Annotated in this window: 14 protein-coding genes; 6 read left to right on the top strand and 8 right to left on the bottom strand. The window is 66.6% G+C overall.

The features are described 5' to 3' along the window. Window positions 1-4 precede the first annotated feature (4 nt). Window positions 5-901, top strand: a complete 897-nt coding sequence (locus WK25_RS18795; protein ID WP_069242476.1) for an oxidoreductase — start codon at window positions 5-7, stop codon at window positions 899-901. Between the two features lie 214 nt (window positions 902-1,115). Here the strand turns inward: WK25_RS18795 and WK25_RS18790 are convergent, their stop codons facing one another. Next, window positions 1,116-1,847, bottom strand: a complete 732-nt coding sequence (locus WK25_RS18790; RefSeq protein WP_069242348.1) for an SDR family oxidoreductase — start codon at window positions 1,845-1,847, stop codon at window positions 1,116-1,118. Window positions 1,848-1,945: 98 nt separating this feature from the next. Between WK25_RS18790 and WK25_RS18785 the strand changes: the two genes are divergently transcribed. The 3 genes from WK25_RS18785 to WK25_RS18775 all read left to right on the top strand — a co-directional run bounded on the left by WK25_RS18785 (window position 1,946) and on the right by WK25_RS18775 (window position 5,528). Next, on the top strand, window positions 1,946-2,872 hold the full coding sequence (locus tag WK25_RS18785; RefSeq protein WP_083253043.1) for a LysR family transcriptional regulator: 927 nt from the start codon (window positions 1,946-1,948) through the stop codon (window positions 2,870-2,872). Window positions 2,873-3,265: 393 nt separating this feature from the next. After that, window positions 3,266-4,573, top strand: coding sequence for a dicarboxylate/amino acid:cation symporter (locus tag WK25_RS18780; protein ID WP_038572330.1), 1,308 nt, complete (start codon window positions 3,266-3,268; stop codon window positions 4,571-4,573). A 13-nt stretch (window positions 4,574-4,586) separates the two neighbouring features. Further along, window positions 4,587-5,528 carry an amino acid ABC transporter substrate-binding protein gene (locus WK25_RS18775; RefSeq protein ID WP_069242347.1) on the top strand — a complete coding sequence of 314 codons (942 nt, stop codon included), beginning with the start codon at window positions 4,587-4,589 and terminating at the stop codon, window positions 5,526-5,528. A gap of 111 nt (window positions 5,529-5,639) precedes the next feature. Here WK25_RS18775 and uvrA read toward each other — a convergent pair whose 3' ends face one another. The 3 genes from uvrA to WK25_RS31340 form a co-directional block, all read right to left on the bottom strand. Then, window positions 5,640-11,534 (bottom strand): excinuclease ABC subunit UvrA, encoded by a 5,895-nt coding sequence (gene uvrA, locus WK25_RS18770; protein ID WP_069242346.1) that lies wholly within the window; start codon window positions 11,532-11,534, stop codon window positions 5,640-5,642. Window positions 11,535-11,746: 212 nt separating this feature from the next. Continuing rightward, window positions 11,747-12,409: an OmpA family protein gene (locus WK25_RS18765; RefSeq protein ID WP_069242345.1), complete on the bottom strand. Its 663-nt coding sequence runs from the start codon at window positions 12,407-12,409 to the stop codon at window positions 11,747-11,749. Between the two features lie 123 nt (window positions 12,410-12,532). Continuing rightward, on the bottom strand, window positions 12,533-16,435 hold the full coding sequence (locus WK25_RS31340; protein ID WP_069242344.1) for a YadA-like family protein: 3,903 nt from the start codon (window positions 16,433-16,435) through the stop codon (window positions 12,533-12,535). Between the two features lie 1,469 nt (window positions 16,436-17,904). Between WK25_RS31340 and WK25_RS18755 the strand changes: the two genes are divergently transcribed. Continuing rightward, window positions 17,905-18,738: a response regulator gene (locus tag WK25_RS18755; RefSeq protein ID WP_069242343.1), complete on the top strand. Its 834-nt coding sequence runs from the start codon at window positions 17,905-17,907 to the stop codon at window positions 18,736-18,738. After that, on the top strand, window positions 18,731-21,064 hold the full coding sequence (locus tag WK25_RS18750; protein WP_069242342.1) for a sensor histidine kinase: 2,334 nt from the start codon (window positions 18,731-18,733) through the stop codon (window positions 21,062-21,064). The genes WK25_RS18755 and WK25_RS18750 overlap by 8 nt, the downstream gene beginning before the upstream one ends. A 132-nt stretch (window positions 21,065-21,196) precedes the next feature. Here WK25_RS18750 and yjfF read toward each other — a convergent pair whose 3' ends face one another. The 4 genes from yjfF to WK25_RS18730 all read right to left on the bottom strand — a co-directional run bounded on the left by yjfF (window position 21,197) and on the right by WK25_RS18730 (window position 25,887). Then, a complete protein-coding gene (gene yjfF, locus WK25_RS18745; RefSeq protein WP_069242341.1) occupies window positions 21,197-22,306 on the bottom strand; it encodes a galactofuranose ABC transporter, permease protein YjfF in 1,110 nt (369 codons plus the stop codon). Continuing rightward, window positions 22,303-23,343, bottom strand: a complete 1,041-nt coding sequence (locus WK25_RS18740; RefSeq protein WP_069242340.1) for an ABC transporter permease — start codon at window positions 23,341-23,343, stop codon at window positions 22,303-22,305. Before WK25_RS18740 ends, yjfF begins: the two co-directional genes overlap by 4 nt. Beyond that, window positions 23,340-24,854 carry a sugar ABC transporter ATP-binding protein gene (locus WK25_RS18735; protein WP_069242339.1) on the bottom strand — a complete coding sequence of 505 codons (1,515 nt, stop codon included), beginning with the start codon at window positions 24,852-24,854 and terminating at the stop codon, window positions 23,340-23,342. The genes WK25_RS18740 and WK25_RS18735 overlap by 4 nt, the downstream gene beginning before the upstream one ends. A gap of 70 nt (window positions 24,855-24,924) precedes the next feature. Beyond that, a complete protein-coding gene (locus WK25_RS18730; RefSeq protein WP_038571695.1) occupies window positions 24,925-25,887 on the bottom strand; it encodes an ABC transporter substrate-binding protein in 963 nt (320 codons plus the stop codon). Window positions 25,888-26,073: the final 186 nt, after the last annotated feature.

Genomic DNA, 26,073 nt, shown 5'->3' with positions numbered 1-26,073 from the left:
CACCATGACAGAGGATGACTACCGCAGCGTCGCCATCGTCGGGCCGGGTGCAATCGGCACGACCATTGCCGCGGCGCTTCATGAAGCCGGCCGCACGCTGGCGATCTGCGGCCGCTCGGCGCACGAGCGGCTGACGTTGCGCTTCGACGGCGGCGAGATCGTCGTGCCCGGGCCCGTGCTGACAGATCCGCAAGCGATCGACGAGCGGTTCGACGTTGTATTCGTGGCAGTCAAATCGACGCAGGTCGCGAGCGCGGCGTCGTGGCTCCCCGCGCTATGCGATGCGAACTCCGTCGTCTGCGTGCTGCAAAACGGCGTCGAGCAAGCAGCCGCGTTCGCGCCGTATTCGGTCGGCGCTGCGGTGGTGCCATCGGTGGTCTGGTTTCCCGCGCAACGCGAAGCGGACGCGTCGGTGTGGTTGCGCGGCGAACCGCGCGTCACTCTGCCCGACACGCCGGCGAGCAACGCGGTGGTCTCGGCGTTGCGGGGCACGCGATGCTCGGTCGAGGTTGCGGAGGATTTCATCTCGCTCGCGTGGCGCAAGCTGTTGCAGAACGCGGTGGCGGGCCTCATGGTGCTGACCGGCCGCCGCGCCGGCATGTTCTCGCGAAGCGACATCACCGAACTGGCGCTTGCGTACCTGCGGGAATGTCTCGAGGTGGCCCGTGCGGAAGGTGCGAAGCTCGGCGATGAAGTGCCCCGCGAGATCGTCGACGCGTTCCATCGTTTCCCGCCAGATTTGGGGACGTCGATTCTCGCCGATCGGCAGGGCAATCGCCCGCTCGAATGGGATTGCCGAAATGGAGTCGTGCAGCGATACGGACGAATTCACGGCATTCCGACGCCGATCAGCGACCTGATCGTGCCGCTTCTCGCCGCCGCCAGCGATGGCCCCGGTTAGTGGCAGGAACGCCCTTATCCAGCGGGCCCGCCTGCCCCGCGCGGTGGAAATCCTTGACGGTGACATCGATCGTCAACATGGATTCATGCATGTCCGATCCGGGTTGGCCGGCACGCGCGCCGGGCATCGCGCGTGCACGGCCAATCCGCAACAGCGGTTCAGCAGTTGCCATGGTGACCCGCATGTCGGGAAAGGATGGACGACATGCGCAACCTCAGAAATCCTGCACGGTGGGACGAATCACGATCTCGTTGACGTCGACCGAAGGCGGCTGCTCGATCGCATACGCGATAGCCTGCGCGATGGCATCGGCCGGAATCGCCATCTTGTAGAAATCGACGACGAAGTCGCGGCTCTCGTCGTGCCCCGAGCCGAACTTCAGCTCCGTGTCGATCGCTCCCGGTGAAATCACGGTCGTGCGGATCTTGCCGCCGACTTCGTGACGCAAGCCTTCCGAAATGGCCCGGACCGCGAACTTCGTGCCCGAATACACGGTACCGCCGGGGCTGAAGACCTTCAGCCCGACGACCGACGCGATATTGACGAAATGGCCGGATTCCTGATTTTCGAAAACCGGCAACGCGGCCGCGACGCCGTACAGGAGACCCTTGATGTTGATGTCGATCATCCGATCCCATTCGTCGGTCTTGCGCAACGACAACGGCGCGATCGCCATCAGTCCGGCGTTGTTCACCATTACGTCGAGGCGCCCGTGTTGCGACACGACATCGGCGACGAGGCGATTGACCTGCGCCTGGTCTGTCACGTCGACCTGATGGACGGATACATTACCGCCCTTTTCCCGGATTTCCGTCGCGATGCGTTCGAGATTTTCCAGCCTGCGTGCGGCCAGCGCGACAGTGGCGCCGTTTGACGCGAGGCGCTTGGCGGTGGCTTCACCGATTCCGCTGGAAGCACCGGTAATGACGACGACTTTGTTAGCCATGATTGCTCTCCTTGGGGTTGTGGGACTGCGTGGAGAGAAGTGTCGTCCTCGGCGCGATTTTTGATTAGACTGGAATGTCTGAAATGACTTTTCCATCCATGCAAAAATCCCACAAGAGCGAACTGGCCAATCTGAACGACATCGCCGTCTTTGTCCGGGTAGTGGAATTGGGAAGCTTCAGCCGGGCGGCGCATGCCCTTGGAATGCCGGTCTCGACGGTCAGCCGCAAAGTGACGGCGCTCGAGGAGCGTCTGGGCGCGACGCTGCTGCAGCGGACCACCCGGAAGCTGAGCCTGACCGCGCAGGGCCGCGCGTATTTCGACGCGTGCAGCGAGCCGCTGACTCACCTCTACGACGCGGAGCGCGTGATCACCGAAACGCAGAAGAAGCCCGAAGGCCTGCTTCGCATCTCCGGCCCGGTGATGCTCGAGCAGGAACCGTTTTACGATTTCCTGTCGTCGTTTCTGAGCGCCTATCCGCACATCCATGTGGATCTCTACTTCACGAACGCGTTTCTCGACCTGATCGCCGAAAACATCGACGTCGCGATCCGCTTCGGTGACTTGCAGGACTCGAGCCTCGTCGCGCAACGGATCGGCCGGAGCGTCCGGTATCTGGTCGCGTCGCCGGAATACGCGCGAGCGCACGCGCTGCCGTCGCGGCCCGACGATCTCGCGCGACATGCGTGCGTGATGATGAACGCGCGCAACAACGAGACGGAGTGGCATCTCGTCAACGGCCGGAAATCGGTGAAGGTGCATCTGACGGGGCCGGTGGCCGCGCGCGACTTTCACGTCGTCAGTGCATTTGCGCTTCGTGGGCACGGCATCGCGCTGCTTCCGTCGAACTATTGCGACCCGCATATCGCGACGGGAAAACTCGTGCGCGTGCTGCCGGCCTGGTCCTCGCCGGAAATATTCGTTCATGCCGTTTATCCGACACGGCGGTTCATGCCGTCGAAGCTGAAGGCGTTCCTGGATGCACTCAAAGGGTGGGACGGCCCGCTCTGGCTGCCATTGCGATGAGGTGCGGTTCGCGTGCCACGCGAGCATGCGACTGCGGCTGTCGTTGCTCCGGCATCGGTATCGCTGGCTCCAGCGATGCGACCGTACCTGCGGTAATCGGGCGACGCCAGGCGCCCGGGGCTGCGCGTGCGCTTTACGGGACTCAGGCGGCGCCGACGTGACGCGCACAGTCGACTCGCCAGCAGTCGAACAGCCGGCGTGCTGCTCCGCACAAACCGGTATCGGGTTGCGCCGATGCCGGGCCCGAAGCGCCACCCTCGCATTCGCCGTCGCCCGATCGGCGTCGCCCCGGCGCTAGCGCAAACCCGGACCCGGTTGCACTGTTCAGCGCCATTCTGGTCCTGTATCGTCCTTCCATCCCCGATGGCGAAACCGGTGCATGGGAGGCTCACGATGCGGAAAAAGAATGCAGCAGCCGTCTGGATCCTGATCGCGATGGTGGCAGGCATCGTGATCGGCTACATGATCTTCACGAGCTTTCCCGACAAGAAGGCCGCCGCCGAAATCGCCGGGTACATCTCGCTCGTGTCCGACGTGTTCCTGCGGCTGATCAAGATGGTGATCGGGCCGCTCGTGTTCTCGACGCTCGTCGTCGGCATCGCGCACATGGGCGACGCGGCTTCGGTCGGGCGCGTGTTCGTGAAGGCGTTCGGCTGGTTCGTCACCGCGTCGCTGGTCTCGCTGCTGCTCGGGCTGCTGATGGCGAACCTGCTGCGGCCCGGCGACAATCTCGGCCTGCCGCTGCCGGACATCGGCGCATCGGCGAACCTTGCGACGTCGAAGTTCACGCTGAAGGACTTCGTCGGCCACATGGTGCCGAAGTCGTTCGCCGAGGCGATGGCGAATAACGAAATCCTGCAGATCGTCGTGTTCTCGATGTTCTTCGGCGTGGCGCTCGCCGCGCTGGGCGACCGCGGCAAGATCCTGATCGCCGCGATCGACCAGCTGTCGCACGTGATGCTGAAGATCACCGGCTACGTGATGAAGCTTGCGCCGCTCGCGGTGATGGCGGCGATGGCCGCGACCGTCGCGGTCAATGGGTTGTCGGTGCTGCTGAAGTTCGCGGTGTTCATGGGCGACTTCTACGTGAGCCTGTTCCTGCTCTGGGCATTGCTCGTCTGTGCCGGGTTCGCGTTCCTCGGGCGCAGAGTGTTCAAGCTGCTGGTGCTGATCAAGGAAGCGTTCATGCTGTCGTTCGCGACGGCCAGCTCCGAAGCCGCGTATCCGAAGATTCTCGACGCGCTCGACCGGTTCGGCGTGCGACGCAAAATCTCCAGCTTCGTGATGCCGATGGGTTATTCGTTCAACCTCGACGGCTCGATGATGTACTGCACGTTCGCGTCGCTGTTCATCGCGCAGGCGTACAACATCCATCTGTCGCTGGGCACGCAGATCACGATGCTGCTCGTGCTGATGCTGACATCGAAGGGGATGGCCGGCGTGCCGCGCGCCTCGCTCGTCGTGATCGCGGCCACGCTGCACCAGTTCGGGCTGCCCGAAGCCGGGCTGCTGCTGATTCTCGGCGTCGATACGTTCCTCGACATGGGACGCTCGGCCACCAACGCGGTCGGCAACTCGATTGCCAGCGCGGTCGTCGCGAAGTGGGAAGGCCAGCTTATGTCCGAAGCGGAAGCCGAGGCCAACGCGGCGCGCATCGAAGCCGAACAGGAAGCGACGATCGCACATCCGACCGAAGTCTGACGGAGGCCCGGCGATGAAGATGCAGCGATTCTGGCGTGCGCTCGCGCTCGCGGGCCTGCTTGCCATCGGCGCGACCGCGCGCGCGGAAGATGCGCCATCGACGCTGCCGCGCATCGAGCCGTTCGCGCCGGCGCAACTGACCGGCACGCTTGCGAAGGTGCGCGGCAGCGGCACGATCGCACTCGGCTATCGCGACGCGTCGATCCCGTTCTCGTATCTGAACGCGCGCAACGAGCCGATCGGCTATTCGATCGAGCTGTGCAAGGCGCTCGTGGCGTCTATCGAGGACGCGATCAACCGGAGCCTGACGATCCGCTGGGTGCCGGTCACGTCAGACAACCGCATCGACGCGGTGGTCAGCGGCAAGGTCGATCTGGAATGCGGCTCCACGACGAGCAACCTCGAGCGCCAGAAGCGCGTGGCGTTCTCGCCGATCATCTTCGTGGCCGGCACGAAGGTGATGGTGAAACGCGGCGCGCTGATCCGCTCGTTCCGCGATCTCGCGGGCCGGAAAGTCGCGGTGACCGCCGGTACGACCAACGAGAAGGCGCTGCGCGATCTGGACGAGCGATTCCGGCTCGGAATCCAGCTGCAGGTGGTGCCCGACCATGCGCAGGGCTTCGCGCTCGTCGCGAACGGCGGCGCCGACGCGTTCGCGACGGACGACGTGCTGCTGTATGGGCTGATCGCAGAGAATGCGGGCAAGGGCGGACAGTACGACGTCGTGGGCGACTTTCTGTCGTACGACCCGTACGGGATCATGTTTCGCAAGGACGATCCGCAGCTCGCGCAGGTCGTGAAAAGCACGTTCCAGGAGCTGGCCCTCGACGGCGAAATCGCGCGTCAATACAAGCGCTGGTTCCTGCGCCCGCTTCCATCGGGTGTGAGCCTCAATCTGCCGATGAGCCCGCAACTGGAGACCATCATCGAGACGATCGGCGTGAAGGGGGAATGAGCGGCCGCGACATGAGCGACGCACGATGCGCGGCCCCGATGCCCGAACCGGGCTGATCCGACATCGGGGCCGCATGCCGTACACCGCTCGCTGCACGGCACGCGCCCGCGTTCAGCCGACCCGCGCCGCGCCCTGCCGCTCCGCCTCGACGTCTGCGCTCGCCGTTCGTGCCAGCACCGGCTTCAGCGCCTGCCCGGTATGGCTCGCCTTCACCTGCACGAGCCCTTCCGGCGGCGCCGCCGCGACGATCGTGCCGCCGCCCACGCCGCCTTCCGGACCGAGATCGATGATCCAGTCGGCTTCCGCGATCACGTCGAGATCGTGCTCGATCACGACGACGCTATGACCGCCGTCCACCAGCCGGTGCAGCACGCGGATCAGCTTCGCGACGTCGGCCATGTGCAGGCCAACCGTCGGCTCGTCGAGCACGTACAGCGTGTGCGGCGCCTTCTGCCCGCGCCGCGTGATGTCGTCGCGCACCTTCGTCAGCTCGGTGACGAGCTTGATCCGCTGCGCCTCGCCGCCGGACAGCGTCGGCGACGGCTGACCGAGCGTCAGATAGCCGAGACCGACGTCCTTCATCAGCTGCAGCGGATGCGCGATGTTCGAAATCGGCGCAAAGAACTCCACCGCTTCGTCGATTTCCATCGTCAGCACGTCGCCGATGTTCCGGCCGCGCCACGTAACCGCGAGCGTTTCCGGATTGAAGCGCTGTCCGTGGCACACGTCGCACGGCACCTTCACATCGGGCAGGAAGCTCATTCCGATCGTGCGCACGCCTTGGCCTTCACACGCCGGGCATCGCCCGTCGCCGGTGTTGAACGAGAAACGCGACGCGCTATAGCCGCGCGCCCGCGCTTCGAGCGTATCGGCGAACAGCTTGCGGATCGTGTCCCACACGCCGATGTACGTGGCCGGACACGACCGCGGCGTCTTGCCGATCGGCGTCTGGTCGACTTCGAGCACGCGGTCGATCTGCTCCCAGCCGCTCAGCGATTCGCAACCCTGCCATCCATGCGTGACGTCGAGCGACGGCCGCGGCACGCTGCGCGCGAGCACGCTCGAACGCCGGTTCGTGGCAGGCGCGTCCTGCTGCGCGGCCTTGCGCGCGCGGCGCGTGGCCGGCGACGACAGCACCGAACGGCCGACCGCGTCGAGCAGGTTCGTCATCAGCACGTCGCGCGCGAGCGTCGACTTGCCCGACCCGCTGACGCCCGTCACTGCGACGAGCCGCGCGAGCGGAATGCCGACGGTGACGTCGCGCAGGTTGTGCAGCGTCGCGCGATGGACCGTAAGCCAGCCGTCCGGCACCGCCGCTGCGCCCTTTTTGCCGGCCACGCTCACCGCGCGGCGCGGTTGCAGCGGGTGCGTCATCGGGTGCGCAAGCAACCGGCCCGTGACCGAATCCGGCTGCGCTGCCAGGTCGGCGACCGCACCCTCGGCGACCAGCGTGCCGCCGCGCTTGCCGGCGCCCGGGCCGACGTCGATGATGTGGTCGGCGCGGCGAATCGTGTCCTCGTCGTGCTCGACGACGACGAGCGTGTTGCCCTTGTCGCCGAGCTTGCGCAGCGCGTCGAGCAGAATCTGGTTGTCGCGCGGATGCAGGCCGATCGTCGGCTCGTCGAGCACGTAGCACACGCCCTGCAGGTTGCTGCCGAGCTGCGCGGCGAGCCGGATCCGCTGCGCTTCGCCGCCCGACAGGCTCGGCGCCGCGCGATCGAGGCTCAGATAGCCGAGCCCGACTTCCTCGAGAAACGCGAGGCGGCTGCCGATCTCGCTGACGATGTCGCGCGCGATCTGCGCGTCGCGGCCGGTCAATTCGAGCGCATCGATCCAGCGGCGCGTGTCGGACACCGTCCACTGCGCGACCTCGACGATCGGATGCGCATCGAACGTGACCGCACGCGCGGACGGGTTCAGGCGCGTGCCGCCGCAATCCGGGCACGGCTCGTTGCCGACGCCTTCCGGTTCCTGCTCGTCCGACGGCAAGGTTTGCTCGCGGCCGCGATCGTCGCCGGCGAGTAGCGTGTCGTCGTAAGCGGCGCGCTGTTCGCGCGTGAGCGTGACGCCGGTGCCGACGCAGGTCGTGCACCAGCCGTGCTTGCTGTTGTACGAGAACATCCGCGGATCGAGTTCCGGGTAGCTCGTGCCGCACACCGGGCACGCGCGCTTGACCGACAACACCTTGACCTCGCCGACGCACGCGGTCGAATGATCGTTCTGCATCGCGTGGTGCAGCCCGTCGAGCGGCGCGAGCAGGTGCATCACACCCTTGCCGAGCTCCAGCGTTTCGTCGAGCAGGCGCCGCAGCTCGGCCTCGTTGTCCGGCGACACGACGATATCGGCGACCGGCAGCTCGATCGTATGTTCGCGGAAGCGGTCGAGCTTCGGCCACGGATCGACGGGGACGAACTCGCCGTCCACCCGCAGATGCGTGCTGCCGCGCGCTTTCGCCCACTTCGCGAGATCGGTGTAGACGCCCTTGCGGTTCACGACGAGCGGTGCGAGAAAGCCCACGTGTTCGCCGCGATGATCGCGCAGCAGTTGCGCGGCGATCGATTCGACGGTTTGCGACGTGACGGGCGTGCCGTCGTGAATGCAATGCTGGAGCCCGAGCTTCACGTACAGCAACCGCAGGAAGTGCCACACCTCGGACGTGGTCGCGACCGTGCTCTTGCGGCCGCCGCGCGACAGCCGCTGCTCGATCGCGACGGTCGGCGGAATGCCGTACACGGCGTCCACTTCCGGCCGCCCGGCCGGCTGCACGATCGACCGCGCATATGCGTTCAGCGATTCGAGATAGCGGCGCTGGCCTTCGTGGAACAGGATGTCGAATGCGAGCGTCGACTTGCCGGAACCCGACACGCCGGTAATCACGTTGAACTTGCCGTGCGGGATGTCGACGTCGAGCGCCTTCAGGTTGTGCTCGCGTGCATTGACGATCCGCACGACGTCCTCGCCCTCGATCGCGCGGCGCTCGCGCGCGGCGCTCAGCACGGCCTGCAGCGGCACGCCTTCGTCGGCGAGCGCAGTTTCGCCGTCCATCGCGCGGTCGTACTGCAGCAGCGCGACACCCGTATGCGATTCCGCGCACGCCTTCACGTCGTCGGGCGTGCCCGCGCAGAGTACGCGGCCGCCGCCGTCGCCGCCTTCCGGACCGAGATCGATCAGCCAGTCGGCCGCGCGTATCACGTCGAGGTTGTGCTCGATCACGATCAGCGAATGGCCGGCCGCGAGCAGCTTGCCGAACGCCTGCATCAGCTTCGCGATGTCGTCGAAGTGCAGCCCGGTGGTCGGCTCGTCGAACATGAACAGCTTCGCGCGCGCGATCCGTGCCTCTTCGCTGACGACCCGCCGCCCGCCGGCGGCGGCCGCCGATTCGGCGAGGAAGCCTGCCAGCTTCAGCCGCTGCGCTTCGCCGCCGGACAACGTCGGCACCGGCTGCCCGAGCTTCACGTATTCGAGGCCGACGTCGACGATCGGCTGCAGCACGCGCAGCACCTCGGCATCCGTCGCAAAGAACGCCGCCGCTTCGCTGACGGTCAGATCGAGCACGTCGGCGATATTCAGTGCGCGGCCGTCGCGCTCGATGCGCACTTCGAGAATCTCGGCGCGATAGCGGCTGCCGTCGCAATCGGGGCAACGCAGGTAGACGTCGCTCAGGAACTGCATCTCGATGTGCTCGAAGCCGGAGCCGCCGCACGTCGGGCAACGGCCGTCGCCCGAGTTGAAGCTGAACGTGCCCGCGCCGTAGCCGCGTTGCAGCGCGAGCGGCGCCTTCGCGAACAGCTTGCGGATCTCGTCGAACGCGCCGACGTAGCTGGCCGGGTTCGAACGCGTGGTCTTGCCGATCGGCGACTGGTCGACGAACACGACGTCGCCGACCTGGTCCGCGCCGATCAGATTGCGGAACGCCCCCGGCGACTCGGTCGCCTTGCCGTGGTGGCGCGCCATCGCCGGATACAGCACGTCCTGCAGCAGCGTCGACTTGCCGGAACCCGACACGCCCGTCACGCACACGAGCCGCTGCAGCGGAATCTCGACCGTCACGTCGCGCAGGTTGTGCTCGGTCGCGCCCTCGAGCACGATACGCGGCGTGTTCGCGTCCACCGGGCGGCGTTCCCAGTTCGACGCATGCGCGACGTGCTTGCGGCCGCCGAGATACTCGCCTGTCAGCGTGCGCGCGGACCGGATGTCGGCCGGCGTGCCGTCGTACACGATCGTGCCCCCGCGCTCGCCGGGGCCGGGGCCCATGTCGATCAGGCGGTCGGCCGCGAGCATCACCGACGGATCGTGCTCGACGACGACCAGCGTATTGCCCGCATCGCGCAGCCGCTGCATCGCGTCGACGATCCGCGTGAGGTCGCGCGGATGCAGTCCGATGCTCGGTTCGTCGAGCACGAAAAGCGTCTTGGTCAGCGACGTGCCGAGCGCGGTCGTCAGGTTGATCCGCTGCACCTCGCCGCCCGACAGCGTGCGGCTTTGCCGGTCGAGCGTCAGATAGCCGAGCCCGACGTCGCACAGGTACTTCAGCCGCGTGCGCACTTCGGCAAGCAGCAGCTTCAGCGCATCGTCGAGCAGCGCGCTCGGCAGCGTGATCTCGTCGAAGAAGCGGCGGATGCGCTCGATCGGCAGCAGCATCAGGTCGTGCACCGTCAAGCCCGGCAGCGCTTCGAGCTGCGCGCGCGTCCAGTCGACGCCGCGCGGCATGAAGCGATCGGCCGGCGCGAGCACCGCGTCGGCGTTCGCCTTCGAGCCGAGACGCCACTGCAGCGATTCCGTCTTCAGGCGCGCGCCGCCGCATACGTCGCACGGCGTATAGCTGCGGTACTTCGACAGCAGCACACGAATATGCATCTTGTACGCTTTCGATTCGAGATAACCGAAGAAGCGTTTCACGCCGTACCACTGGCTTTGCCACTTGCCGTTCCAGTCCGGCGAGCCGTTGATCACCCAGTCGCGCTCCGCATCCGTCAGATCGGACCACGGCGTGTCGCGGCGAATGTCGGCCTTCGCCGCATAGCGCATCAGGTCGTCCTGGCATTCCTTCCACGCGGGCGTCTGCATCGGCTTGATCGCGCCGCCGCGCAGCGTCTTGCGCGCGTCAGGAATCACGAGGCCGAGATCGACGCCGATCACGCGGCCGAAGCCGCGGCAGGTCTCGCATGCGCCATACGCGGAGTTGAACGAGAACAGCGCCGCCTGCGGTTCCGCATAACGCAGGTCGCTGTCGGGATCGTGCAGGCCGGTGGAGAAGCGCCACACCTGCGGCCCGGCCACCGCGTTCGCGGCTTCCGGAGCCAGCACGTACACGTTCACGCGGCCGCCGCCGCGCTTCAGCGACGCTTCGATCGCGTCGACCACCCGCACCTTGTCGGCCTGCTGCACGCGGAAGCGGTCGGCGACCACGTCGAGCAGTTTGCGCGGGCCGGTCGGCGACGCGACTTCGCGCTGCGCCTGCACGCGCGTGTAGCCGCTCGCGGACAGCCACTGCGCGACCTCTTCTTCCGACGCGCTTTCCGGCAACTCGACCGGGAACGTGACGACGACGCGCGGATCGTCGGCACGCGTGCGCTCGACGAGTTCCGCGTAGATCGTTTCCGGCGTGTCATGCCGCACCTGCCGCGCGGTCTTGCGGTCGAACAGTTCGGCCGCGCGCGCGTACAGCAGCTTCAGGTGATCGTTGAGCTCGGTCATCGTGCCGACCGTCGACCGCGAGCTGCGGACCGGGTTGGTCTGGTCGATTGCGATCGCGGGCGGCACGCCGTCGACACGCTCGACCTGCGGGCGATCCATCCGGTCGAGGAACTGCCGCGCGTACGCGCTGAACGTCTCGACGTAGCGCCGCTGGCCTTCCGCATACAGCGTGTCGAACACGAGGCTCGACTTGCCTGAGCCCGACGGGCCGGTCACGACCGTCATTTCGCCGGTGCGCAGGTCGAGATCGAGGTTCTTGAGGTTGTGCTGACGTGCTCCGCGAATGCGGATCAGATTGCTGGATGACAATTTGCCTGCCCGTCTGAATGGAGTTAGCCGGAATTCACGGTGCCGGAACGCTGCGGCGGATGCCCGCAGGCGCGGCGCGCGTGCGGCCCGGGTCATGCCCGGGCCGCACGCGTTCGACGGATACTATACTGTATATTCATACAGTTTTCCACGGACAGCACGCGCGCCGCGTTGCGTCGCTCCACGGCACGCTCAGGCAGGCAACCTGCGACCTACTTCTGCAGCGAAATCTCCACCCGACGATTCCGCGCGCGCCCCTCCGCCGTGTCGTTCGACGCAGCCGGATTCGCTTCGCCATGCCCGGTCGCGGTCAACGCATCGGCCTTCAGCCCGTGTTCGCGCAAGTACGCGGCGACCGCATCGGCGCGGCGCTTCGACAGCGCCTGGTTGTGCGCATCCGAGCCGGTTGCGTCGGTATAGCCGTCCACTTCCACGCGCGCGAAGTGCCTGTCGCCCTGCTGGTTCAGCAGCTTGTCGAGCGCGGCGGTGGCCGCCGGCGTCAGCACCGCGGAATCGGTCGCGAAATACGCGTCCCCGGTCAGGCTCGCTTTTTCGACCGGAGCAGCCGCGGGCGCACCGGTCGCGGCAGCCGGCGCGGGTGCCGCGCCGCACTGGAACACGAGCGAGTGCGGATCGGCGCCGTCGCGGTAAGGCGTGGTCGAATCGATGCGACGCACGGGCTCGTTGCCGCACATCCGCGTCGCGACCTTCATGCAGGTGTTGACGCTCGACAGGATCCCGTGGCAATCGACGCGGAAGGTGCGAATGCCGTCGCGCGGCTGCAGTTCGTATGCGTTGAACGTAGGCCCCGACGCGCTCGAACACGCGGCGAGGGAAACGACGGAGGCCAGCAATGCAAGATGGATGTTTTTCACTTGTTTACTCCGAGAATGCGATGGGCGCAGCGCGCGCGGCTCGCTGGCGCGGCCGCACGCGTGCGTTTGCGGTCGGCGCGGTCCGCTCCGGCCGAACGTGCCGGAACGAACCGCCGCACGCGATCACTTCCACTGATACAGCATGCCCGCGCCGACGACGCGCTGGCTGCCGGCGAAACCGCCGTTCAGCGTCGCCTTCAGGTTTTCCGTGATGCGCGCCTGCACGCCCACCGCCATGGCCTTCTGGCCCTGGAACGACGCGGTGCCGAGCCCCATCGCGAAATTCGAATCGCGGTCCATGTGCGGAATCGATGCCAGCGCGGCCGTCGCGGCGATACCTTCGCGCGCCATCGAATCGGTTTGCTGGATCTGCTGCTGCATCTGCGAGATCTGGTTGTTGACGGTGTTCAGCGACTGCGTGAACTGGTTCGATACGGCATTCAGCTGGTTCACGTTCACCGCGTCGGTACCCTGCGTGCCGGCCGCGACGTTCACGACCTGCCGCGGCGAATCCGCCGAGCCGACCGCGACGACGTTCGAGCGGCCGCCGTCGTTGCTGCCCGCGCCGATCGCCGTCGAGTTGTTGCCCGATGCAGTCGAGCCCACGCCGATCGCCGTCGAACCGTTGCCCGACGCCGTCGCGCTATTGCCGACCGCCGTGCTGTTCGAGCCCGATGCGACCGCCCCCGAGCCGCCCGCCGACGAGTTCGAACCGCTCGCCCCCGGCGGCACGTTGCCGCCAGGCGGGTTCGTCGTGTACTGGCCGCCGAGGTTGGTCGTGCGTTGATCGATCAGCGTCGTCAGCTGGTTCGCAATCGAATCGAGCTGCGACACGTTCACCGCATCCGTGCCGTTCTTGCCGGCGGCGAGACCCGTGATCTGGCGATTGCCGACGTTCACTTCGCCGGCCGACGACTGCGGGCTGCTCAAGCCGTAGGCAACGTAATTCGTCAGCGCGCCGACCGTGGTCAGCGACCCCGCGCCGAGCGCCACGCTGTTCGCGAACGTCGCGGATGCGCCGGCGCCGAGTGCCAGTGCATCGGTCGCGCTGCTGCGCGCACCCGAGCCGAGCGCGACGCTGCCCACGCTCACCGCGACCGCGTTCGCACCCTGCGCCACCGACTGCGCGCCGGTCGCCGTCGCACCGCTGCCGAGCGCGATCGCATCGGCCTGCGCGGAGCTCGCCGCCTGGCCGATCGCGACACCGCCAGGCGCGGTCTGGTCGACGATCGCGCCGTTGCCGATCCCCACGCCGTTGTCGCCGTTGACGACCGTGGTCGGCCCGACCGCAATCGATTCCGCGCCGACCGCCAGCGAATCGCCCGCCGTCGAATTCGCGTGGAAGTACTTCTGGCTCGTGACCGCGAACGACTGCAATGCGCCGGTCAGCTGCCGCACTGTCACCGCATCGTGCTGTCCGGTGCCGTCGGCGACGTTGGTGATCTGGCGATACGTCTTGCTCGTCGCGTCGCCGAGCGACACCGCGCCGAGCAGCGTCTGGTCGGTCGTATCGAACGGAATCGACGCGCTGCCGTTGCGGATGATGCCCGACGACGGCGCCACCGCGCGATCGGCGACCGAGCCCGCGCCGAGCGCGATGCTGCCGTCCACGCGGGAGATCGCGTTCGGTCCGATCGCGACGCTGTCGAGGCCGAGCGCCTGGCTGTCCGGCGCGGTCGAATTCGCGTGGAAATACTTGATGCCGTTCGCGTTGATGTTGTCGATCGCGGAGCCGACGTTGTTGTTGATCGTGGTGGAGCCGTCGCTGTTGTACGTCACGTACGACGGCGCGGAGATCGTGCCGGTGGTCGGATCGTAGGTGGCGCCGCCGCCGATCGCGCCGGCCGTGCTGTTGCCGAGGTTCGTGTTGTTGTTCGTGATGGAGCTCAGGCCCGTCGACAACGAACTGATGCCGGTGGACGTTGCCGTCGACAGCGACGTCAGGCTGCTGCTGGTCGAGCTCAGGCCGGTGGACAACGAACCGACGGCCGTCGAGGTCGACGTGGACAGCGAGCTGATTCCGGTGGAGGTCGAAGTCGACAGCGACTGGATCGTGCTGTTGGTTGAACTCAAACCGGTGGACAACGAACCGACGACCGTCGACGTCGACGTGGACAACGAAGAGATCGTGCTGTTGGTCGAGCTCAGGCCGGTGGACAACGAACCGACGGCCGTCGACGTCGACGTCGACAGCGACGCGACCGTACTGTTCGTCGAACTCAAGCCCGTCGACAACGAACCGATACCGGTCGACGTCGACGTGGACAGCGACGTGATGCTCGACAGCGTCGACGTCGACAGCGACGTCACCGCCTGGTTTGTCGCATCGAGCTGCGAGCCGTTGATCGCGTCCGTGCTCGACGGACTGATCCGCCCGGCGGCAACGTTGGTGATCTGACGTTCGGCGCCAACGCTCCCCACGCTGACGACGCTGGTCGGATTGATGCCGTTGAAGCTGTACGTGACGCCGCCGATCGTGCCGGTCGCGGTCGGATTCGGCGCGGCCGTCACCGAGCCAGAGCCGAGGGCAACGTCGTTTGCGTTATTCGCGATGGCCGACGCGCCGAACGCGACTGCACCTGCCGCAGCGGCGGTCGACGTATTGCCGAGCGCGAGTGAACCCGTACCCTGCGCATTGTTCGAATTGCCGATCGCGACCGCGCCGTTGCCGTTCGCGGTGTTGTTCGAACCCGTCGTGACCGCGCCGGTGCCGATCGCGCTGCTCGGGTCGCCAATTGCGACCGCGCCGTCGCCGCTCACGGTCTGGCCGAAGCCGAGCGCGACGGCGCCGGTACCGCCCAGCACCTTCGACAAGTTGCCGCCGGCGATCGAGCCCGCGCCCGCGGTCGCGGCGATCGAGTTGCTGTCGCCGATCGCAACGGTCGATCCAGCCGCGGCCACGCTATTGATACCGATCGACGTCGCGTTCAATGCGGACGCCGTCGCGCCGGCGCCGAGCGCCGTGGCCGAAATGCCAGTCGAGCGCGCGAGGTTGCCGATTGCGACGCCGAACTGTTGCGTCGCGGTCGACTGAACGCCCATCGCAATCGAACTGAGGCCCGCCGCGTTGGCGTTCAGCCCATACGCCTGCGCATTGTCCGCGCCCGCCGTGGTGCCGGAGCCCATCGCGATCGAACTGGTGCCGAGCGACTGCGTGCCCGAGCCGGGCACGCCGGCGGTGCCGCCCCAACCGATGGCGATCGACGACCCGCCCTTCGCACCGCTGTTCACGCCCATCGCGACAGCCGAATTCCCGGAAGCCAGTGCGCCGCTACCCACGGCGACGCCGGCAGCGCCCGAACTCGTTGACTGGTTGCCCAGCGCGACGCTGCCCGTGTCGGTCGCATGCGATGCATAGCCGAGCGCGACGCTCTGCGCGCCGGTTCCGAACGCACCGAGACCGAGTGCGGCCGCATATTGACCGGAGGCCGTTGCATTGTTTCCGAGGCCGATTGCGGAGACGCCGGTCGCCGTCGCACCGCTGCCGATCGCCACCGTTCCGGACTGCGTCGCCTGCGTCTGATTGCCGAGGGCCACCGAATATCCGCCTGATCCGATTGCCTGCACGCCCATTGCAACGCTATTGACGCCCGTCGCCTGCGAGTTGATGCCGATCGCGGTCGAAGCGTCCGCGATCGCGTGCGCACCCGGGCCGAGCGCCGTGGCCGACACGCCCGTCGCCGTGGCCAGGTTGCCGAACGCGGTGGAATTCACCTGCGTCGCGATCGAACCGTTGCCGACCGCGATCGAACTCGCGCCGCCGGTGGCCGAACCCCCGCCCGCCGAGTACTGCGCGTGGGCGCCGGCATGAAAGAGCCCGAGGTACGCGGCGGCCATCGTCACGACGAATCGCCGGGGCGATAGCGCTGCCGGCGTTGCGATGGGCGCGACTGCAGGCGCGTCGGCTGCATGCGCTGAAGCACTTCGCGACGATGCCACGCGCTTGCCGCGCGCACGATCGAGCTCGGACGCCGCAACCCAGGCGCCCAGCGCTTCGTTCCAGATCGACTTGAACGACTTGTTCATCTTGTTTTCCCTCGGTTTACATGTGCTGGATGACGCGACAGCGCACGCGGACGGGCGAAAACTCCGTCTCCTTGATCGCCCGTGTCGCCACGTTTGCTTACTCACTTCGTACGACTAACTGAAAATCCGTACGGCTCTGCACGACACGCGCAATTCACGCTGCGATCACACGGTCGCACACCGCGCGGGGCGGTCAGGCGCGACTCGCGGCGACAACCGGATCGGATCGAATCATGGAAGCCGACGTCGCCGGCGTCGTGTGAGCACGTTGCGCGGCCCGCTGCGGAAACGCGCACGCGAGCGCCATCGCACCGCATCGGCGGCGACTTCGAATTTCATGGGGATGCGTCGTTCAGACGCCACACGGACGCGCGTCGGCTCGAACCGCAGGCCGACGGTCCTGTTTCATTCGGGAGGCGGCTGACGCCGCACGCACCCCGGAACTAATGCATGCGTCGCGGGAGCGGGGACGCTGACAGCCGACACCGGGTCCAGCGATCCGGTGCTTTGATCTGCCACGCTTTTAATGTTCATGTTTTTTCGTGCCGCCTGATTCGAGAGCGCTTTGCGCGCGACCGCCGGCCATGGAATCGCATTGTCCGGCGGTCGACACGAATTCACTCACCCCTTTCCATCCAGGCACACATCCGCAAGTCCGGATTTCCGGAAATACCGATGACTGGCCGGACGACCCTACATCGCATTAATCAACTGACTTTCTTTGACTATTTGTTGTCGCCTTGTATGTCAAACTCTCAGCAGCCTCGAAATCCTTCCTTTCGCTTGTATATCGATTCTTTCGAAGGACGACGAAGCTAGCACTGCCCTCGTGCCGGCACTCGCCGCCGCCCCGGTTCCCGGATTCCGGGATTGTCAGTGCGCAATGTCACATTGAACATATGCGCATTCAGACTGGGCAGTGCGGCAAATGAATTTCGCGGGGAGCCCGGTTTGTCTGAAAAACCGATTCCAGCCGTGTCGGGCCTAGTGTGCCGGGATTCATCGGATCAAATCTTTTCCCGGGCGGACAAAATGTTTTCCCGGGCAGACGATATTTACATTCATACACGTCGGCGCGGCGCTCGACTCGAATATGAAAGTATTTTTAAGATCGAATAAATAGAATCTTAAGTACGGGGACATTGAATTGATGAATGCGATGCGCACCGGGGTCCGCCACCCGCACGACACATTCCGCTCTAATTCATCGTGCGGGCCAATGCCGTTCGCGGAAATTGCGCCCGGAAATAACGACCGACATTTCTTATTCGACTCGGCACTTTTTCCCGCTTTATTTTCCGTAGGGTTTCCGGGCGCCGGGCACGCCGATCGGGCTGTCAAATATTTCCACACGCGCCGCACGGACACCCCGCCGTCGGCAGGCGTGTCGGCATATAATTTTTCGCAACAATGATGCGCATAGATGCATCGGTGTCGATCAGGCCTACCTCCTCTACGCGTTCGCAACCATGGCATCCCGCTCGTCCAGTCCAGCGTCGCTCCGCGCCACGCCGGATCTCGCTGGCGCACACATTCTCGTCGTGGACGACCGCCCGAACGACTTGCGGCTCCTGACGGAGATCCTGCGTGCCGCGCGCTGCCGCATCAGCGTCGCGTTCGACGGCCTGCAGGCGTATCACCGCGCGCAAGGGATCGCACCGGACCTGATCCTGATGGACGTGCGAATGCCGCGCATGGACGGGTTCGCCGCGTGCCGGCTGCTCGCGTCGACGCCGTCGACGCAGCACATTCCCGTGATCATCCTGACCGCCGCGAGCGATCTCGACGATCGCATCGCCGGGCTCGAAACCGGCGCACTCGACTACATCGTGAAGCCGTTCGAGCCGGTCGAGGTCATCGCGCGAATCCGTAATCACCTGAAGCGCGCGCGGCGCAGCCAGCCGTTCACACAGCTTCCGCAATTGCCCGACCATCCCGATGCCGCGCTCGTGCGCGCGGCAAGCGAAGTCCTGCTGCGCGAACTGCGCAATCCGCCGACGCTGGAAGAACTCGCACGGCAAGTCGGCACGCACGAAAAAAAGCTGTCACGCGTGTTCCGCGACCATCTCGGCCAGACCGTATTCGAGTACCTGCGCGATACGCGGCTGCGCGCCGCAAAGCACTTCCTCGCGGAAACGTCGATGGGGATCGGCGACATCGCCGAGGAAATCGGCTTTTCGACGCCGGGCAACTTCGCAACCGCGTTTCGCGAGCGGTTCGGCATCACGCCGTCGGACTGGCGGCGCCAGCGTCCCGCGATCGATGTCCAGCCCGCGTCGCACGATCGGCCGCACGATGCATAGGCGGCGCCCATCGGCGTGGCATGCCGCACTGCTGGTCGTGCTCGCGCTGATTGCCGCATTCGGCGTGCACCGCGCACACGCGAGCGAAAACCCTGCGCGTGTCGACGCAGCCGCGTTGATCGAGGATCCGGGCCACACGCTGTCCGCCGATCAGGCGGCCGCGCGGCTTGCGGACCCTCGGCACCGCGCGAGCGCGCCGGCGCAGCCATCGTTCAATATCGATTTCTCGCGCTCGGCATGGTGGGTCGGCACGACGCTCGTCAACCGCGGCGGCGTCGCCCGCGATCTGGTTCTGGCATTGCGCGACGCGCGCGTCGACCGCGCCGACTTCTATGCGTACCGCGGCGGCACGTGGACGTTCGTCGGCCGTTTCCCCGGCGACGGAGACGGCGCGATCCGGCGGCATTCGCGATACCCGGTGCTCGATGCGACGTTGCGCCCCAGCGAGCAATTGCCGGTATTGATCCGCGTCACGTCGCGCAAGGAAATGCGGCTCGCGCCCGCCGCCTTCACGCGCGACGCGTGGGACGCCGAGGAAATGCACGCGGCGATGTGGGACTTCGGGTTTCTCGGCGGCATGCTGGCGCTCATGTGGTGCGCAATGCTGATCGGCTTCTTCTCGCGCAGCAGCGTATTTCACATCCTGGCCGGCATCGCATTGTGCACGACGCTGTTCGAGGCGGCGTATCGCGGCTATACGACGTTGATCCTTTGGCCTGGCGAGCGCGAATGGTCCGCACGCGGCGAGGTGATCTTCGTGTACCTCGCGATCGCGTTGTTCATCGTCTTCATCCTCACGGTATCTCGTCGCGAAAAGGCCCGGCTGCCGCTACGCGCGGTCTATCTGACGATCCTGGGCCTCGAATGCGTCGGCATGTTCGGAGCCGCATTCGGCGATCTGCTGACGTTTACGTGGTTCTGCGTGCGGCTGAACGCCGTGCTCGCCGTCGTCAATCTCGGCATCGCGCTAACGCTTGCGATCCGCAGGACGCCGACCGGCCGCGTGATGCTGATCGCCGTCGCGTTCGGCGCCTTCAATTTGCTGATGCGCATCCTCGACGGCCTGAGTGCGGTTCCGCCTTGGCTGTTCTGGCTGAAATCCGAGATTTACCCGAACCCGGTGATTGCGATCGTCGGCCTCGCCACGCACCTGGTCGTGCTTGCCGCATGGATCCACCACGTCGGCCGCCAACGCACCGAAGCGCGCAAGCGCCTCGAACACTGGCAACTCACCGAGCAGGATCGCCTTCGCGACGAGGTCGCCAAGCGCACGGTCGCGCTCAACGACGCGCTGCAACAGGCGAAAACGCACATGCAGCAGAAGATCGAGACGCTCGGCTACGTGAGCCACGATCTGCGCGCGCCGTTGTCGACGATCAACGGCTACGCGAAGTTGCTGTTGCAAAGCGCCACGCAAGGCCAGGCGCGGCTGATCCGCTCGATCGACCGAAGCATCCGCTACCAGCTCGCGTTGATCGACGAGTTGCTGCAATACACGAAGGCGGAACTGCAGCCGCTCGGCATTTCGCCAGATACGGTCGACCTGCCCGGTCTGCTGAACGACATCGGCGACTACGCGATCGCGCTGTGTTCGCAGCAGAACAACCGGTTCGACTATCGGCCGCTCACGCCGTTGCCGGGCAAGCTGTCGATCGATGCGATCCGGCTGCAGCAGGTGCTGCTCAATCTGTTGTCGAACGCGTCGAAGTTCACGCGCGACGGCACGGTCGCGCTATCGGTCGGCGCGTATCCGCACGACGATGCGTGGCGGATCGTGTTCGAAGTATCCGATACCGGCATCGGCATCGACATCGACGAGACGACCGACATCTTCCGCGCGTACCAGCAGGTGCAGGCGGTCAACGGCGGCACGGGGCTCGGGCTGTTCATCGCGCAGCGGATCGTGCGCGCGATGCACGGCGAACTCGCCGTATCGAGCCAGCCGGGCATCGGCACGTCGTTTACGGTCCAGATCGTCGCGCCGGCAATCGGCCGTGCTTTGATTCCGGCGTCGGCGCTCGTGCGAGCCGACGCGCGTGCCGATCATGCCGACGTGGCGCCCGACGCGTTCGCGATGCACTGCCCGCCCGCCGACGCGCTCGATGAACTCGGCGCGCTCGCGAGCGAAGGACGCCTCACCGATATCGAGGAATGGCTCGGGCAACATGCGCACGCGCCGCGGCATGCAGCGTTCGTGCAGGCAATGCGCGAACGCCTCGACATGCTCGACCTGCATGCAATCGAGCGGCTCGCCGAATCGCTGAAGCGCACGGGCATCGCCGATCGGTCGTTCGATGCAGAACCGGATTTGGCCGACCCGGTGTGATTGCGACCTGCGCGCCAACGCCGCGCGGCCCGCATTCGCCGCGCAGTCGCCCGCGAACGCACATCCATTCAGCACCAGGAACCGACAGGCAAGCGTGCCGGCCGCCTGCGCAATCGGCGGCCCGCGGCGCACTCATGCGGAACGCTGAAAGCCCAGCAGCCTGCGCGTCGTCGACACCGGCGCCGCATCGTCGCCGGGCGCAGCGGGCGTCACGTCCGCCGCATCGCGCTTCGCGCGTTTCGGATCGAGCCCGGTGCCGCCGCTGCGCCGCCGCGCCGCGTGTCGCTCGATCACCCGCTGCAGCAGACAGAACACGCACAGCAGCGCGCCGATCACGATGCGCGTCCACCACGAGCTCAGCGTGCCGTCGAACGTGATCAGCACCTGGATCGTGCCCAGGATGCCGACGCCGAACACCGAGCCGATGACATAACCGACGCCGCCGGTCAGCAGCGTGCCGCCGATCACGGTCGCGGCGATCGCGTCAAGCTCCATTCCCTGCGCCTGCAACCCGTAACCGGACAGCACGTACAACGTAAATACCACGCCGCCCAACGCCGAACAGAAGCCGCTCAGCGCATACACGCCCACTTTCGTGCGCGCGACCGGCAGCCCCATCAGCAGCGCCGAGCGCTCGTTGCCGCCGACCGCGTACACGTTGCGGCCGAAGCGCGTGAAATGCGCGACGTAGATGGCAGCGGCCAGCGTCGCGAGCGCGATCAGCGCGCCTGCGCTCAGCGTGCCGCCGCCGAGCGGCACGCTGATGCCTGCAAGCGCATGGAACGTCGGCTCGTTGATCGTGATCGATTGCGTCGTGATCAGGAAGCATGCACCGCGCGCGAGGAACATCCCGGCCAGCGTGACGATGAACGGTTGCAGCCTGAAGTAATGGATCAGCGCGCCCATTGCGGCGCCGTATAGCGCGCCGAGCACGAGCACGACCGGCACGATCGCCCACACCGGCCAGTGCAGCCGCTCGGCGCCGATCGCGCACAGGATCGTTGTCAGCGCAACGACCGATCCGACCGACAGATCGATGCCGCCCGACACGATCACGAACGTCATCCCGATCGCGACGATCAGCAGGAACGCGTTGTCGACGAGCAAACCGGTCAGCACCTGCATCGAGAAAAACCCCGTGTACATCACGGATCCGAAGCCGAACAAAGCGGCGAACAGCACGATCGTCACGACGATCGGCAGCGTGCGCGGGTCGGCAAGCCGTGCGAGGAATCGGTTCATCGCGGCGTTGCTCCGGTGGCGGCGCGCGAACGCGCGAAAGGCAGCAGCCGCGACGCGTGCCGGACCACCAGCGCGCGCGCCGCGTCCGACTGGATCAGCGTCACGACGATCACGACGATCGCCTTCACGACGAGCGTCGCCTCCGGCGGCACGCCGATCGAATACGTCGTGTACGTGAGCGTCTGAATGATCAGCGCGCCGAGCACGGAGCCTGCAAGGCTGAAGCGCCCGCCGAGCAGCGACGTGCCGCCGAGCGTCACCGCGAGGATCGCATCGAGCTCGAGCAGCAGCCCCGCGTTGTTGCCGTCCGCGCTGCGCACGTTCGAGCTCGCGAGAACGCCGGCGAGCGCCGACATCACGCCCGAACACAAATACACGCCGAACACGACCGCACCTGCTCGCAAGCCCACGAGGCGCGTCGCAACCGGGTTCACGCCGATCGCGCGGATGAACAGGCCGAGGGCGGTGCGGTTCACGAGCAGCGCGGTCGCCGCGATCGTCGCGATCGCGATCCACACTGCGCACGGCACGGCCGCGAGATAGCCGCCGCCGAGTTCGAGGTAGCCGGGCGCGCCGATCGGAATGATCTGCCCGCCGGTAAGCAGTTGCGCGATGCCGCGTCCGGCGACCATCAGGATCAGCGTCGCGATGATCGGCTGCATGCCGACGAACGCGACCAGCACGCCGTTCCACGCGCCCGCGAGCAGGCCGACCCCGAGCGCGGCGGCGAGCGCCGCGCCGAGCCGCGTCGGATCGCCGTCGAGCACGATCGCCGCGGCCGCACCCGCGATCGCGACGATCGCGCCGACCGAGATGTCGATCCCGCGCGTCGCGATCACGAGCGTCATCCCGAGCGACACGATCACGAGCGGCGCCGCGCGGTTCAGGATGTCGATCGGGGCGCCGAACAGATGCCCGTCGAGCAGCAAGATCGACAGGAAGCCCGGCCGGTGCGCAACGTCGAGCGCGAACAGCAGCGCGAGCGTCAGCACCGGCCACACGAGCGGATGGCGAAGCAGCGTACGGAGCCGCATCATGAGCGGCCTCCCGCGATCAGGTGGTACACATGTTCCTCCGAGGCGTCGGCGCCGGACAATTCGGCGACCTTGCGGCGATCGCGCAGCACCGCGATGCGGTGACTCACGCGCACGACCTCGCTGATTTCAGACGAGATGAACAGGATTGCGAGCCCCTGCGCGCACAGCGCGAGCACGCGTTCCATGATGTCGAACTTCGCGGCGACGTCGATCCCGCGCGTCGGTTCGTCGAGGATCAGCAGCTTCGGCTCCGTCGCGAGCCAGCGCGCGAGCAGCACCTTCTGCTGATTGCCTCCCGACAGCAGCCCGATCGGCTGTTCGGCATCGCGCGCCTTGATGCCGAGCCGCGCGATGTAGGTTTCGGCGAGTTCGCGCTGGCGCGCGCGGCTGATCAGCCGCCACCAGCCGCGCCGCGCTTGCAGCGCAAGAACGATGTTTTCGCGGATCGACAGCGCGGCAACGATCCCCTCCTTCTTGCGATCCTCCGGACAATACGCGATGCCGTTGCGCACCGCGTCGTGCGGCGACGACAGCCTTTTGCGCGCACCGTCGATCTCGATCGTGCCGGTGTCGGTACGCTCGGCCGCGAACGCGAGCCGCGCCGTTTCCGTGCGCCCCGAGCCGAGCAGCCCGGCCAACCCGACGATTTCGCCGGGCCGCACGTCGAGGTCGAGCGGGCTCATCATCCCGCGCCGGCCGACCTGCTGCATCGACAGGAACGGCGCAGCCGCGCCCGCGTCGGCCGATACGGCCGCAGCGCCTGCGCGCAGCGTGCCCGACATCGGCTCGCGGCCGGTCATCTTCGCGACGAGCATGTCGACCGGCAGGTCGCGCGCAAGGTACTCGCCTTCGCGCTCGCCGTTGCGCATCACGGTGATCCGGTCGGACACCGCATAAGTCTGTTCGAGGAAGTGCGTGACGAACAGGATCGCGATGCCCGACGCCTTCAGCCGGCGCAGCACGTCGAACAGCCGCGCGACTTCGCCGTCGTCGAGGCTCGACGTCGGCTCGTCGAGAATCAGCACGCGCGCATCGACGGACACGGCGCGCGCGATCGCGACCATCTGCTGCACCGCGATCGGATACGAATCGAGCGAGCGCGTGACGTCGAGCGACAGGTCGAGTTCGGCGAGCGCGTCGCGCGCCCGCGCATGGATCGCCTTCCAGTCGATCGCGCCGCGCCGCATCGGCTGCCGGCCCGCAAAGATGTTCTCCGCGACCGACAGGTTCGCGCACAGGTTCACTTCCTGATACAGCGTCTGGATACCGGCCGCCTCGGCCTCGCGCGGCGCCGCAAAATTCACCGGCGCGCCGCCGACGCGAATCTCGCCCGCGTCGTGCGCATGCACGCCGGTCAGCACGTTGATCAGCGTCGACTTGCCGGCGCCGTTCTGGCCCATCAGCGCATGGATCTCGCCCGGAAACAGCCGGAAGTTCACGCGCTGCAGCGCACGGACTCCCGGAAACGCCTTGTCGATGCCGGTCATCTCGACCACCGGCGAATTCGTCATGGGTCGCCCTCGATTCGATGGAGTTGCCGGACGGCGGGAATTGCACCGCCGCCCGGGCCGCCGACGGTGCTCAGTACTTGCGGGTCGGCAGCACCTGCGCCGCGACGTTCATCGGGAACACCGTTTCGTTCGTGACGATCCGCTTCGGCAACTGCTTGCCGGCGACCACGTCCTTCACCGCGGTCATCAGTTGCGGGCCGAGGAGCGGGCTGCATTCGACGTCGACATTGATCTTGCCGGCGACCATCGCCTGGAAGCCGCCCTTCGTCGCATCGAACGACACGACGCTCACGTCCTTGCCGGGCTTGATGCCGGCCTCCTCCATCGCCTGGATCGCACCGAGCGCCATGTCGTCGTTGTGTGCATAGACGACGTTGATCTGCTTGCCGTAGGTTTTCGCGAACGCTTCCATCACCTGCTTGCCGCCAGCGAGCGTGAAGTCGCCGCTTTGCGATGCGATCACCTTGAACTTCGGATTGTTCTTGATCACTTCGAGCAGGCCCGCGCGGCGGTCGTTGGCCGGCGCGGAGCCGACCGTGCCCTGCAACTCGACGATGTTGATCGGGCCGGCGTCGTTCTTGTAGCGCTCTTCCAGCCAGTGTCCGGCGCGCCGCCCTTCCTCGAGAAAGTCGGAGCCGATCATCGTCACGTACAGCGACGGATCCTTCACGTCGACGCCGCGGTCGGTCAGGATCACCGGGATGTGGGCCGCCTTCGCTTCGGTCAGCACCGGCTCCCAGCCCGACTCGACCACCGGTGAAAACGCGATCACGTCGACCTTCTGCGCGATGAACGAGCGAATCGCGCGAATCTGGTTTTCCTGCTTCTGCTGCGCATCCGAGAATTTCAGGTTGATGCCGGCGTCCTTCGCCGCGCTCTTCACCGACACGGTGTTCGCCGTGCGCCACGCGCTTTCCGCGCCGACCTGCGAGAACCCGAGCGTGATCGGCTTTTGCTGCGCGTGCGCGCCGGTGGCCAGCGCCGTCGCCGCCGCGACGATCGCGCCGGCCGCCAGCTTCCTGAGGAATGTCATGGTTCGTCTCCGATGGTGTCGTTGTATGCCGCGGCGCCGGCCTGGCGCGATGCCGTGCTGTTGTGGTTCTGCATGGCGCGGACGCGGTTCGGGGCGCAGCGGCCCCGCGCGTGCGGCCGGCCAGAGATGTACCCCCGGATCAGTCTATGAACAAGTCCGATAACCTTCCAATGAAATCTTGGATTC

It is taken from the genome of Burkholderia latens, assembly GCF_001718795.1.
Classification (GTDB): domain Bacteria; phylum Pseudomonadota; class Gammaproteobacteria; order Burkholderiales; family Burkholderiaceae; genus Burkholderia; species Burkholderia latens_A.
Note: the sequence above shows the minus strand (reverse complement) of the source record. Positions and strands in the feature narration are given on the sequence as shown.

What these genes read in the sequence shown, in the direction of transcription:
- WK25_RS18795 (WP_069242476.1), top strand. Translation starts at nt 5, where the DNA reads ATGACAGAGGATGACTACCGCAGCGTCGCCATCGTCGGGCCGGGTGCA.
- yjfF (WP_069242341.1), bottom strand. Translation starts at nt 22,306, where the DNA reads ATGAACCGATTCCTCGCACGGCTTGCCGACCCGCGCACGCTGCCGATC.
- WK25_RS18775 (WP_069242347.1), top strand. Translation starts at nt 4,587, where the DNA reads ATGAAGATGCAGCGATTCTGGCGTGCGCTCGCGCTCGCGGGCCTGCTT.
- WK25_RS31340 (WP_069242344.1), bottom strand. Translation starts at nt 16,435, where the DNA reads ATGAACAAGTCGTTCAAGTCGATCTGGAACGAAGCGCTGGGCGCCTGG.
- WK25_RS18785 (WP_083253043.1), top strand. Translation starts at nt 1,946, where the DNA reads ATGCAAAAATCCCACAAGAGCGAACTGGCCAATCTGAACGACATCGCC.
- WK25_RS18780 (WP_038572330.1), top strand. Translation starts at nt 3,266, where the DNA reads ATGCGGAAAAAGAATGCAGCAGCCGTCTGGATCCTGATCGCGATGGTG.
- WK25_RS18790 (WP_069242348.1), bottom strand. Translation starts at nt 1,847, where the DNA reads ATGGCTAACAAAGTCGTCGTCATTACCGGTGCTTCCAGCGGAATCGGT.
- WK25_RS18755 (WP_069242343.1), top strand. Translation starts at nt 17,905, where the DNA reads ATGGCATCCCGCTCGTCCAGTCCAGCGTCGCTCCGCGCCACGCCGGAT.
- WK25_RS18740 (WP_069242340.1), bottom strand. Translation starts at nt 23,343, where the DNA reads ATGATGCGGCTCCGTACGCTGCTTCGCCATCCGCTCGTGTGGCCGGTG.
- WK25_RS18735 (WP_069242339.1), bottom strand. Translation starts at nt 24,854, where the DNA reads ATGACGAATTCGCCGGTGGTCGAGATGACCGGCATCGACAAGGCGTTT.
- WK25_RS18730 (WP_038571695.1), bottom strand. Translation starts at nt 25,887, where the DNA reads ATGACATTCCTCAGGAAGCTGGCGGCCGGCGCGATCGTCGCGGCGGCG.
- WK25_RS18750 (WP_069242342.1), top strand. Translation starts at nt 18,731, where the DNA reads ATGCATAGGCGGCGCCCATCGGCGTGGCATGCCGCACTGCTGGTCGTG.